The sequence below is a fragment of the Spiroplasma endosymbiont of Polydrusus pterygomalis genome, assembly GCF_964030635.1.
Classification (GTDB): Bacteria; Bacillota_I; Bacilli_A; order Mycoplasmatales; family Mycoplasmataceae; genus Spiroplasma.
In genome coordinates this window covers 394,019-406,489 of sequence record NZ_OZ034909.1, presented here as the reverse complement: position 1 = coordinate 406,489, position 12,471 = coordinate 394,019, and the positions used below count along the sequence as shown (strand labels likewise).

Below are 12,471 nucleotides of genomic sequence, written 5' to 3'. Positions count from 1 at the left end.
TACTTACTTTTTTGGGTGCAGTCTATTTTAGATATATTTTATAAATATCAAGAGTTTTCGACAAAATTAAATCCGAAAGGTTGTTTTTTAATAAAATTAGTTAAAAACTAATCACTTTTTAAACGAATTGTAACTTTGAATGAACCAACTTTGATTGGATCATAATCATTTCTAGTAATATCAACGACAGTGTAATCTCTTTGATACTTTTGTTTTAAAGTGCCAAATTTAACACTTCTGTTTGTTCCTTTATTTGAAGAAATAAACACGGGAATTTTACGATAATCTAATGTTGGAATTGTCATATAAATAACAATTTGTTGATATGGTGAATCAACATCTTTTAATGTTTCATTCAAGTATTTAACAAATTCATTACTTACTAATTGTGTTCCAAATTCTTTATTTTCCACAAATTCATGTGATTGATTGTGGGTAATGTAAAATGAAACTTTAGCATCACAATTTACTAATAAGTATTTTTCTGGTACTGTTGCATCATTATATGTATATGATGATTTATCTTGACATTTTTCAGCAATAGCAGCTGCAATTTCATTGGCAACTGTTTCAATTTTATATAATCTTTCATTATTTAAATCATATTTTGATGATTTATTTCATAATAATTCATCATCATTAACACGAACTTGTTCTAAAAATAATAACTTACGTAATCATTTTTTTGGCGCATTTTTCCATTCATCTTCGCCTAAAATTACTTTACTTGGTCCTTCTGTTTCTTTCGCTTTTGAACGTATTACTTGAATAATATCCAAGGCAACTGGTGTTCTTTCTGCTTTATCAACTAACATTAATGAAGGTCCAAATCCCGATAATACTTTGTGTGTATTTGGTTTAAATAATTTAATTCATTGGTCATGTTTAATTTCAAATAATTCATTAATTGAATCTAAATCATCTTGTGAAGATTGTGACAAGTCAATAATATATCTTGAACTTAATAAATTAAATAACCTTCTTAATAAATATTTTAATGTATTAACTGTTTCATACATTTTAAATTTATGAATTGGGTCATTATCTCATGGTGATAATGCATTATTATAAATAATTTTTAAAGCAACATAATTAATACTTGACTTTTTCGCAATTTGTGCAATTGCACCAGCTTCAGTGTCAATCACATCAATGGTATGCCCATATTTATCAACCATTTCTTTAAATTGTTTTGAGTTATAAATCAACATATCTGCTGTTCCAGTAACCCCTTCAGTTAGTCCTAATTTAAAGCCTTTAACAACCTTAGCAAATTCACCATCGAATTGGAATGATTCTGGTTCATTAACAATTTGCCCATATTTAATATCTTTGAAAACCGTTAAGTCCGCATCACAATAAATAAATTTTGTTGAGATTGTTGTATCTCCTGTGTCATGTTTATCATTTGTTGATAATGCTAAGTCTACATTTAAAATTGTTTGTAAACCAGGATATTTTTCTAATAAATAAGTAATAGCCATTGCAGCGTTTGCTTTACCATATCCTACTGTTGCTATAATGAAAGTTTTTCCATGGTATTTAACATGTTGAATTACACAGTTCTTTCACCAATATTTTTTTACTGTTTTAATACTGTGTTTATCTTTCATAGTAAAATATGCTGTTGAAATTACACCGATCATTTATTTTCCACCTCTATTTTCATATTTTTATTTCAAAAATTGTCTATTTTTAGTGCATCTTACTATAATTAATATTTGATTATATGCAAAATACAACTATGTTTATTGTATCGTATTTTGACCTAATTATCAATGACTAACCCTAAAATGTTCAAAATTGTTAAAATGACAAAAATTATTTTGTTTTCCTGAATTGTAAATATATTTGGGACACTTTATTGAATATTTTGTATTAAATCCAATGAATTTTTATAATTTAATTATTTTCTTGGCATTGAATTTATTTTCAATGCTATTTTATTTAAGTCATATTGAGAAAATATTGATAAATCTATTCCTTTTGGTAAACTTCGTCTCAAAATTCCATTATTATTTTCGTTTAATCCTCTTTGGCCAGGACAACCATAATCAGCAAAATAAACTTTTATTTTACAAATATTTTAAAGTTTTTTTCACTTGCTAAATTATTTACCACGATCAAATGTAATTTTTTTTATTGTGCCAGGGTGGTTTGTTTAAAATAAATTTTATTATACTTTCTATGACATCTTTGCTTTTTCTACTATTAGTTACTAGCGGGATTGCTGTTTTAGATCATATATCAGCTAAAGTTATAATTGCTGTTTTATGGTTTTTACCAACTATAGTATCTCCTTCTAGATGACCTAGACTGCACCCAAAAAAGTAAGTAAAGAAAAAAAGTCTTTGCTAAACTTTTAAAGGAGGTGCATTTTTATATGGCAAGAAAAGGACAAAAATTTAATAAATATACAGCAGATTTTCGAAAAATGATAGGACAAGAGGTTAAAAATAATAGTATAAGTTTTATTGCAAAAAAATATGCAATTAATAAAAAAAACTGTTGCTTCATGGTATGAAAATTTTAAGAAAGGAATTTTAAACACCAATAAAGGTCAAAAAGAATCATTTAAAAAAAGAGATTTAAACTATTACAAAGTTAGGTATGAATTACTAAAAAAGCTTCATGACTTTTACAATTTGGCATTTAAAATATTAAATAGACAATATAAAAAAAGAAGTTGATTCATACAATAATAATTTAAAATCTTATATTAAAAATATTTTTAATAAGGCATTGTGTAGATACAAGCTCCAAATTTGTATCTCTTGTTAAATTGATGATAACATTATTTAAAATAAATGCAACTATTTTTTAAAAAAAATGTCCTTATCTTGTGATAATTTCGTAATAGTTATCACAAGATAAGGACAGAATTTTCGACAAAATTAAATCAAATTTGCGAACAATGTTATAATTAAAAAAGATAAAAATTTAGAAAGGGTAATAAATATGGAATTTTCGCATAAAGCAATTGAACAAAAATGACAGCAATACTGAGAAGAACATCAAACTTTTAAAACAACAAATAATTCGGAACAAAAAGCTTATATTTTAGATATGTTTCCCTATCCGTCAGGAGCAGGATTACATGTTGGTCACCCTAAAGGTTATGTTGCAACAGACGTTATTAGTCGTATGCGAAAATTACAAAGTTATGATGTTTTACATCCAATTGGTTGAGATGCCTTTGGTTTACCAGCCGAACAATATGCCTTACAAACAGGGAATGATCCAGCGGAATTTACATTGCAAAACATTGCTAATTTTCGTCAGCAATTAAAAGGACTTGGTTTTAGTTATGATTATGATAAAGAGGTTAATACTTCGTCACCAGGATTTTTTAAAACAACACAATTAATTTTTGAATTATTATATCAAAATGGTTTAGCTGAAATGCGGGATGTTGATGTTAATTGATGTCCAGAGTTAGGAACTGTGTTAGCAAATGAAGAGGTTTTAAATATTGATGGCAAAATGGTTTCAGAACGGGGTCATTATCCAGTTTTTAAAAAACCGATGCGTCAGTGAGTTTTAAAAATTACGGCTTATGCTGAAAAATTATTGGCAGGTTTAGATGAGGTTGATTGACCTGAATCAGTTAAAGAGTTACAATGAAATTGAATTGGTAAATCAGTTGGTGCGGAAATTAAGTTTGCTGTACAAAATAGTTCAGAAATAATTGAAGTTTTTACAACTCGTGCTGATACCATTTTTGGTGTTGAGTATCTTGTTTTAGCTCCAGAGCATCCTTTGGTTTCAAAATTGACAACTTCAGAGTATGAACCAGCGGTGGAAAAATTTTTAGCAGCAACAAAAGCAAAAAGTGAATTAGACCGCCAAGATATTAGTAAAGAAAAAAATGGTTTATTCATTGGTAGTTATGCAATTAATCCAATTAATCAAAAAGTTATTTCAATTTGAATTGCTGATTATGTGTTACCGTTTTATGCAACAGGAGCGGTGATGGCGGTCCCAGGACATGATGAACGCGATTATTTATTTTCCTTAAAATATCAATTACCAATTAGTTATGTGATTGAAGGAGAACATCATAATAAGTTGAATAATAAAGATGGGAAACATATTAATTCTGATTTCTTAAATGGTTTAACAACGCAAGCCGCAACGGAGAAAGCAATTGATGTTTTAACAGCGACTGGAAATGCTAGAGTTAAAACAACTTATAAATTACGTGATTGATTATTCTCTCGTCAACGTTATTGAGGAGAACCATTCCCAATTATTCATTGAGAAGATGGGTCAATTAGTTTAGTTGATGAAGCTGAATTACCATTAGAATTACCAAAAATGACAAATATTAAACCATCTCAAACGGGGGAATCGCCATTAGCTAATGCAAAAGATTGATTAACTGTTGTTGATAGTACTGGGAAAAAAGGGCGTCGTGAAACAAATACGATGCCGCAGTGAGCAGGTAGTTGTTGATATTATTTGGGTTATGTTTTAATGGAAAATAAGGAAATGTTAGATTTGCGTAGTGCAAAGGGACAAGCCTTACTTAAAAAATGATTACCAGTTGATTTGTATGTTGGTGGTCAAGAACATGCTGTTTTACATTTATTATATTCTCGTTTTTGACATAAATTTTTATATGATCAAAAATTAGTACCAACTTCTGAACCGTTTTATAAGTTAGTTAACCAGGGAATGATTTTAGGGGCTGATGGTTCGAAAATGAGTAAGTCAAAAGGAAATGTCGTTAATCCCGATGATATTGTTAAATCACATGGGGCTGATACCTTACGGGTATATGAAATGTTTATGGGGCCAATTGATGCATCGTTATCGTGAAATCATAATGGTTTAGATTCAGCTCGAAAATGATTAGACCGAATTTATCGGTTGGTTAAAAATAATAATTTTTCCCAAGTTAATGATCATCAACTTGATTTTGCTTATCATAATATGGTTAAAAAAGGAACGGAAATGTTAGAGAAGTTAAGTTTTAATACTGCAATTTCGCAATTAATGGTCTTTATTAATGCTTGCTATAAAACAACCGGACCAATTAATCAACCATATTTTGAAGGGTTTACTAAGATGTTAAGTTTATTTGCACCGCATTTAGCAGAAGAAATTTGAGTTAATTTACAACAACCATCTTCGGTTGCCTTAGCAACTTGGCCAACATATGAAGAAAAATATTTACAAAAAGATGAAGTTATCATTGCTGTTCAAATTAATGGTAAATTACGAGCTAAATTAGAAGTTTTGATTGATACACCGGAAGATGAATTATTAGCTTTAGCAAAAGCTAATCAAAATGTTCAAGCGTTTTTAGCAAACCATGAAATTCTTAAAGAAGTTATTATTAAAAATAAAATTATTAATTTTGTTGTAAAATAATATTATATAACATCATATTAATTATTTAATTAACCTTAATCTTTAATTTTGTCGAAAACTCTTGATAAAGTTAAAAAAATCATCAATATGACAATTTTAAAACGAATTTGGTGGAAGATTATTATTGTTCTTTAATTTTTTTAGATGTTAAAATATAATACCGTTGCTTGTTGGTTTGGTGTTAAATCTTTGTGTTGGTATTTTCATTTTCAGAGATTTAAATAATTTTGAATGTTAGTAAAACCTAAACCATGATAATGAACCAAGGCTTCTTTAAGACTTGCTTGTAATTTACTAATTTTATTTAATTTTCGATAACTGGCATCAGGATTTGTCCTAGTTTTAGTGGCATATAAAGTAGAACTTGTTTGTTTTGCTACTAATAAATATAATGGTTGCATATCAGAAATAATAATGGAATTTTTGTTAATTAATTTTGTATTCATATTTTCAATAATTCACTGTTTTTGTAATCGTTTGGTATTAGTAAATATTATTATTAGTATCAACCGCCATTTGAATACAACATTTAGTGTTAGTGGAAAATGGATCAAGATGAGTTTTTCGTTTATCAAATTTATCTTTAAAATTACCTTTATGGATTTCTTTAATAAATGTTTCATCGATTTGTGTTTGGCCATTTAATTTTTTAAATTTTAATTGAGTATTTTATAATTGTTTTGATTGCATTAATTTTTGACGATTATATCAAGCTGTTTTGGGTGTTGTTTTAATAAAACGGGAAATTACTTTACTAGATTGTCCTAGCAATGAAATGGATAGGTTACAATAAGTTGGACCATATTTATGTGGACTTTCAAATAAAATATAATTATGAAGAAAGTAGGAATATAAAAATGGGAAGAAATTCATATACCGATGAATTTAAAAAACAAATTGTTTTACTTTATCAAAATGGTAAAACCATTCTTGAAATTATTAAGGAATATGGGATGTCAAAATCAGCCGTATATCAGTGAATTGAAAAATTAAATAATTATGGATCTTTTAAAGCAAAAGATAACCGCACTGTTGAAGAAAATGAACTTGATTGCCTTGCGGAAAGAATTAATCCAATTACGAATGGAAAACGACATTTTAAAGCAAGCGACACTGATAATCGGCAAAAAATAGAAATTATTAACAATAATAAATAAAAATATTCCGTGCGAAAAATGGGTCAAATATTAAAGATAGCAAAATCAACATATTACTATCAAATTAATAAATACGATACGGTTGATGTTAATAATTATGAACAAGAAGTTATCAGTCCATTTAATGATAGTCGCAAAATTTATGGAGCTCGTAAAATTAAAGCTATTTTAACCAGAAAAGATATTATCTTATCGAGAAGAAAAATTCGTCAAATTATGATTAAAAATCAGTTAGTATCTAAATACACCAAATTAAAATATCGTAATCATAAGTCAATGGTTAATAACGACGAAATTAGCAACGTTTTAAACCGTGAATTTAATAATAAACAACCAAATGAAGTTGTTGTTAGTGATTTAACATATGTTCAAGTTGGTGATAAATGACATTATATTTGTTTATTAATCGACTTGTTTAATCGTGAAATAATTGGCTATAGTGCCAGGACAAACAAAACAGCCCAACTAGGACAAAAAGCCTTTTATTCAATTACAAGACCATTAAATCAAATTACGTTATTTCATACTGACCTGGGTAATGAATTTAAAAATAAAATCATTGATAATATCTTAAATACTTTTAACATCAAACGATCATTAAGCAATAAAGGCTGTCCTTCTGATAATGCTGTGGCTGAAACAACTTACAAAAGTTTTGAAACAGAATTTATCAAGGGGCAAAAATTTATAAATTTAACCCAATTAAAATACAAATTATTTGACTTCGTGCATTGATATAACAATATTCGAATTCATGGTCGTTTAAATTATTTAACACCTGTTGAATTTAGAAAACAACAGTCCATATAAAAAGTGTCCTAAAAAGGGTTGCCAATCCAAAATTTGAATTAATAAATTTCATTGTTCATAATTTAAATGACTTCAATAAGTAAAATGATGACAAAAAGCATCAAAACTAGCCCGACATTTTTTGCATAAATATTTTTGTTTTCCTTCGGGATTATGGCCATTTTTAACACAATGATAAGATTTGCAATTAGGGCATTTAATACCTTTATCTCTAAATTTTTGATCAATTTCATTTAAGCGTTTTTGTTTTTTGATTAATTCTGCTTCTTTTTTAACTTTTTCATAAAATTCTAAAAATTGATCATCTGTTAAACTATTTATTAATTCTGCAAGTATTTTTTCCATCAATTATTTACCTCTCTTTATATTAAAAATATACCTAATTTTTTTAATTTTGTCGAAAACTATTGATACTTTAATAAAACATTGATTTTATTGGGTTTTTGATAAAATGTATTTCTTGCAAATCTCTATATTTTATAAGGGTTTTTGACTTTATCAAGAGTTTTCGACAAAATTAAAAAAAACATTTTATTGCTTGTTTAAAAAAAAGTATGTTATAATTCTAAGTGCTTGTATTCAATAAAATTAATGGTATACAATACACATTTATGGATTCATTTGCCCAGTGCTATTTATTTTAATAAGATAGTGGTAAATGTTAGAAATAAGTGGATGTTTAACGAAAAGGAGAATTAAATAAAAATATGGCAAAAGAATTAACAAGAGAAATGTTATGAGAAGCTGGTGCTCAATTTGGGCATCAAACAAAAAGATGAAATCCCAAAATGAAACCATATATTTATGGGGAAAAGAATAAGATTCATATTATTGATTTACAACAAACATTATGAAGATTAGAAGATATTAAAAAATTAATGGCAAATATTGCTGCTCGTAAAGGAAAAATTTTATTTGTTGGAACAAAAAAACAAGCAAAATGAATTGTTAAAGATGCAGCGGAACGTTCTGAATGTTTTTATGTTAATCAACGTTGATTAGGAGGAACCCTAACAAACTTAAAAACAATTCATTTACGTGTTAAACGTTTATGAAGTATTGAACGCCAAAAAAATGGTGAATTAAAATTATTACCAAAAAAAGAGCAAATGTTAATTAAAAAAGAAAAAGAAAAATTAGAAAAATTCTTAGGTGGAATTAAAGGAATGAAAGAATTACCACAAGCATTGTTTGTGGTTGATCCAAAAGAGGAACATATTGCTGTTCGTGAATCCCGTAAATTACGAATCCCAGTTATTGCGATTTGTGATACAAATGTGGATCCCGATCCAATTGACTATATCATTCCCGCAAATGATGATACTTCTCGTTCAATTGCGATTATTACCCATCATATTGCTGACTTATATGGTGATGCTATGGGAATTAAAATTCCAGAACCGCAATTTAAACCAAATGAATTTACGCGTCGTGATGGCGAAGAAAATCGTCATTACCGTGGTGGTCAATATGATAATCGCAGAATGGGTGGAAAATATGAACGCGGAAAAAACCAACAATATAGTTCTACACATCGCCAAAGTTATCCATCCAAAGAAGAAACTGTTGTCGCAGCTTCTGCGACCCCAAAAGCGGCCCCAGTTGCCCCAACAACCACACCAAGTTTTAATTTAGAAACAATTAGTGTTGTGGATAATGATTTAGAAAAGACTTTAGCAAAATTAAAAGTTGATGAGTTAGAAACCCTTGGTGGAAGTTTTGCTTTACCAAAGGCCAAAAAAGCATAAATGATTAATAAGTTAAGTAAACATTTAGCAATTATTGATAACAAGATTGTAAAAAATAACCGACAAAGCAAATTGTATTAACTGGTTAATTTCAATACAAGCACCCTTAAATTTGAAAGGAGAATCTCAATATGACAGTTACTGCACAATTAGTAAAAAAATTAAGAGATCGAACAGGATCCGGGATGTTAGATTGTAAAAAAGCATTAGAAGTTACTGAAGGTAATATCGAAGAAGCTATTACATGGTTACGTGAGAAAGGAATTACCAAAGCAGCGAAAAAATATGATCGGATTGCCGCTGAAGGATTAGTTGGTTTAATAACCAAAGGAGATAAAACAGTTATTTTTGAAATTAATTCAGAAACTGATTTTGTTACCAAAAATAAACAATTTTTAGATTTAATGGCTACTGTAGGGGAAGCGTTAATTACTCATGAACCAAAAACGGTTGAAGAAGCATTAAAAATAGTTGTTAATAGCGAACCATTAGAAACAGTTATTGTGCATGCTATTGCCACAATTGGCGAAAAGATTACGCTTCGTCGATTTAAAACATTGCATTTAAAAGCCGATCAATCAATGGGTGTTTATTTACATTCAAATAATCGCATTGCAACGGTGTTAATTTTTAATGGAAAAATTGATGAAACAATTGGCAAACAATTGGCAATGCATGTTTCGGCAATGCGACCACAATTTATTTCTCGCGATGATATTTCTGCTTATTTTTTAAATAGTGAAAAAACAATTTTAACCGCTGAGGCGAAAAATGATCCCAAAAATGCTGGGAAACCAGATAATATTTTAGCAAAAATGGCCGAAGGACGTTTAAACAAACAATTAGCTGAAATATCGTTTTTAGATCAAGTTTTTGTTGTTAATCCTGATCAAAAAATTGGGGATGTTATCAAAACAAATAATGTTACTGTTGTTGACATGATCCGATATGAAGTTGGTGAAGGGATTGAAAAAGCAGAAATTTATTTTGCTTCTGAAGTAATGGCCCAAGTTCGCAAGTAAGAATAATAATGATGGAAAGGAGGTCATAATAATGGATAATGCTGAAAGAGGGACAATAATTGCCCTTTCAATGGCAAGCTTTTTATTTGCTGCTGTTGGTTTATCAATTATTGGTTATTTAATTAGCTTTACAAAACGAGAATTTAAAATCCGTTTTATTAATAAAAAGATTTTAATTATTTTATTTTTTATTTTAGGGGCTAATTTACCAGTTGATATTATTGCTTTTGTTTTACAATTTGGAATTAAGGTATCATCAGATGTACCGTTAATTATCATGATTGTGCTTGCTTTTGCTTTAACTGTTGGAGTTGGAATTTATATTTTCTTATTCTTACAATTAATTGCAATTGGAATTGATGAAAAAGAAATTACCTTTTTAGGAGAACGAATTTTAATTCGTAAAATTACTCGTGTTGAACACAATTATAAAACAAATCAATTATTAATTTATTATACCGAAGGAAGACGTAGTAAGAAAAAAACTCGTTTTTCATTGGCAAGTCAAGCAGGGCAATTTATGGTTAATAATGTTGATTTATTAAATCAAGAAATTATGATGTTTGTTCCAAATCAATCGGATCAAACATTAGAAACTGTTGATTCAACAGCACCAGAAGCAGTTGAAAAAACTGCACCAGAAAAAAAAGATTAAGCAATTTCGCTTGGAAAATCTTTTTTTTTGAGAAATATTTATGTCAATATCTAGCAAAAATTTCGCAAAATTATTTAATTGATAATGTTTGTAATGTATATTGATTATTTCAAGGATGATTTGGTTTTGGTTTATGTGCTTTAGATTTGGGAACTTTGTTTTCAATATTTTTAATAGGAACCGGAATGTATTCTAATAAATTATATATTTGATTGTTATATTTTAAATATAATGTTTCATCAAATGCTTTAATTACTGTAATTTTTGTTTTTGAATTAAAGACTTTTAACTTTTTATTATTATAAGCCATATATTTTTTATTGTTATAACTAATTGATGAACCATTGTCTGTTTGTCGCGTTGAAGTGATTGATAAAAATAAATTAATTTTGTCATTGGTAGCGTGTAAAATGTTGGGGAAAAGTTTTCAGCATTAAGTTCTAATAATAATTATAAACTATTTTATTTAAAAGAGTTTATAATTATTATTAGAACTTAATGCTGAAAACTTTTCCCCAACATTTTACACGCTACCTCAATATGAAATGAAAGCATTTTTTAATTAAAATTCTCAGTTATCTGAAACTGTGCAGTCTAAATTCCTATTTGTATTTTTTCTTTATGAATTAATTTGCAATGATTATCATAGTATCGCAAGAAGTATAATGATAATTTATTAGCTTTTCCGCCTTTTTTAAATTTTTTTAACTCGGCTTCTTTTAAAATATCTAACATTTTATTAAAAGTATTTTTTTTATTCCTGTTAATCGTAATAATTCTTTATCATTAAGAAATTTAAAGTTATGATTTTTCATAGTTTTATACCCTCCTAATTTATATTTTTTATTTTTAATTATATTTGCCAAATTGTAAAGTTAAGTGCAACTAAATTATTTTTCTAACCAAATATTCGATTGGCGAAAGATAATTTAGTATTTTTCTTGGTCTTTGGTTTAAAGACAATATAAATTTATGAACTGCATTTTTAGTAGTATTTGAAAAATTAAATTTTTTAGGAAATTTTTCTCTAATTAAACCATTAGTATTTTCATTAGTACCTCTTTGTCAGGGTGAATATGCATTAGCAAAATAAATTTTCACATTTAAATTTTTTTCAAGTTGTTGTCAATTAGCAAATTCTTTACCACGATCAAATGTTATAGTCTTAACAAGATTATTTGGCAGAATTGATAAATAATGGCTAATATTTTCGTTAATAACTTTAGTAGTTCTATTTTCAACTAATATTGCTAAAGTAAATCTTGATGTTCTTTCAACTAAAGTTATTAAACATGATTTACTTTTACCTCGTGATGATACTACGGTATCACCTTCTCAATGACCAAGAGTTACGCGATTATTAACATTAGCATTTCGTTCTTTAATTGATTTACCATTAAATTTACCCCGATTTTCTTGATATTTTCGTTTCTTACCTTTTCTTCTTAAATTTTTATTAGTAACTTTTTCAAGTAATCCAGAATAAATTCAATTGTAAATTGTTTTAAAACTAATAATTCATTCTTTATGAAAATTTTTAATTCTGCCATAAATTTGTTCGGGTGATCAACCTAATAATAATTTTTGTTGTACATATTTTACTAATTCTCTATTTTTAAACTTATGAAAATAAATATGTGATTGTTTTCTATTTTCTGCTTTATTTTGTGCAATTAATGAAAAATAATGATTATTATCTTTAT

Annotated in this window: 12 protein-coding genes and 2 pseudogenes; 7 read left to right on the top strand and 7 right to left on the bottom strand. The window is 27.6% G+C overall.

Going from position 1 to position 12,471, the window contains the following annotated elements; genetic code table 4:
• Positions 1–107: 107 nt before the first annotated feature.
• Positions 108–1,613 carry a cytoskeletal motor fibril protein Fib gene (gene fib, locus ACQH23_RS02620; RefSeq protein WP_425378809.1) on the bottom strand — a complete coding sequence of 502 codons (1,506 nt, stop codon included), beginning with the start codon at positions 1,611–1,613 and terminating at the stop codon, positions 108–110.
• 293 nt (positions 1,614–1,906) lie between these two features.
• A pseudogene (locus tag ACQH23_RS02615) lies at positions 1,907–2,312 on the bottom strand (IS30 family transposase); the annotation flags it as partial.
• Between the two features lie 71 nt (positions 2,313–2,383).
• On the opposite strand from ACQH23_RS02615, the gene ACQH23_RS02610 reads away from it, so the two are divergent.
• From ACQH23_RS02610 to leuS, 3 genes are all read left to right on the top strand, one after another.
• Positions 2,384–2,533: a hypothetical protein gene (locus ACQH23_RS02610; RefSeq protein WP_425378456.1), complete on the top strand. Its 150-nt coding sequence runs from the start codon at positions 2,384–2,386 to the stop codon at positions 2,531–2,533.
• Positions 2,487–2,702 carry a hypothetical protein gene (locus tag ACQH23_RS02605; RefSeq protein ID WP_425378808.1) on the top strand — a complete coding sequence of 72 codons (216 nt, stop codon included), beginning with the start codon at positions 2,487–2,489 and terminating at the stop codon, positions 2,700–2,702. The genes ACQH23_RS02610 and ACQH23_RS02605 overlap by 47 nt, the downstream gene beginning before the upstream one ends.
• Positions 2,703–2,958: 256 nt before the next feature.
• Complete coding sequence (gene leuS / locus ACQH23_RS02600) at positions 2,959–5,376, top strand: leucine--tRNA ligase (RefSeq protein ID WP_425378807.1); 2,418 nt, start codon at positions 2,959–2,961, stop codon at positions 5,374–5,376.
• A gap of 140 nt (positions 5,377–5,516) precedes the next feature.
• Here leuS and ACQH23_RS02595 read toward each other — a convergent pair whose 3' ends face one another.
• On the bottom strand, positions 5,517–5,885 hold the full coding sequence (locus tag ACQH23_RS02595; protein WP_425378806.1) for a hypothetical protein: 369 nt from the start codon (positions 5,883–5,885) through the stop codon (positions 5,517–5,519).
• A gap of 348 nt (positions 5,886–6,233) precedes the next feature.
• Here ACQH23_RS02595 and ACQH23_RS02590 point away from each other — a divergent pair.
• A pseudogene (locus tag ACQH23_RS02590) lies at positions 6,234–7,343 on the top strand (IS3 family transposase).
• Here ACQH23_RS02590 and ACQH23_RS02585 read toward each other — a convergent pair.
• Positions 7,305–7,688, bottom strand: coding sequence for an IS1/IS1595 family N-terminal zinc-binding domain-containing protein (locus ACQH23_RS02585; RefSeq protein WP_425378805.1), 384 nt, complete (start codon positions 7,686–7,688; stop codon positions 7,305–7,307). The pseudogene ACQH23_RS02590 and the gene ACQH23_RS02585 overlap by 39 nt on opposite strands.
• Before the next feature lie 362 nt (positions 7,689–8,050).
• Between ACQH23_RS02585 and rpsB the strand changes: the two genes are divergently transcribed.
• The 3 genes from rpsB to ACQH23_RS02570 all read left to right on the top strand — a co-directional run bounded on the left by rpsB (position 8,051) and on the right by ACQH23_RS02570 (position 10,768).
• Positions 8,051–9,091, top strand: a complete 1,041-nt coding sequence (gene rpsB / locus ACQH23_RS02580; RefSeq protein ID WP_425378804.1) for a 30S ribosomal protein S2 — start codon at positions 8,051–8,053, stop codon at positions 9,089–9,091.
• Positions 9,092–9,222: 131 nt separating this feature from the next.
• Positions 9,223–10,113, top strand: coding sequence for a translation elongation factor Ts (gene tsf / locus ACQH23_RS02575; protein ID WP_425378803.1), 891 nt, complete (start codon positions 9,223–9,225; stop codon positions 10,111–10,113).
• Positions 10,114–10,144: 31 nt separating this feature from the next.
• Positions 10,145–10,768 carry a hypothetical protein gene (locus tag ACQH23_RS02570; RefSeq protein WP_425378802.1) on the top strand — a complete coding sequence of 208 codons (624 nt, stop codon included), beginning with the start codon at positions 10,145–10,147 and terminating at the stop codon, positions 10,766–10,768.
• Between the two features lie 70 nt (positions 10,769–10,838).
• On the opposite strand, the gene ACQH23_RS02565 is transcribed toward ACQH23_RS02570, so the two are convergent.
• The 3 genes from ACQH23_RS02565 to ACQH23_RS02555 form a co-directional block, all read right to left on the bottom strand.
• The gene (locus ACQH23_RS02565) at positions 10,839–11,078 is read right to left on the bottom strand and encodes a hypothetical protein (RefSeq protein WP_425378219.1); all 240 of its coding nucleotides are present in this window, start codon (positions 11,076–11,078) and stop codon (positions 10,839–10,841) included.
• Between the two features lie 284 nt (positions 11,079–11,362).
• Entirely contained in the window at positions 11,363–11,503 is a 141-nt protein-coding gene (locus ACQH23_RS02560) for a hypothetical protein (RefSeq protein WP_425378801.1), read from the bottom strand.
• A gap of 150 nt (positions 11,504–11,653) precedes the next feature.
• The gene (locus ACQH23_RS02555; RefSeq protein WP_425379294.1) at positions 11,654–12,442 is read right to left on the bottom strand and encodes an IS30 family transposase; all 789 of its coding nucleotides are present in this window, start codon (positions 12,440–12,442) and stop codon (positions 11,654–11,656) included.
• Between the last annotated feature and the right edge of the window lie 29 nt (positions 12,443–12,471).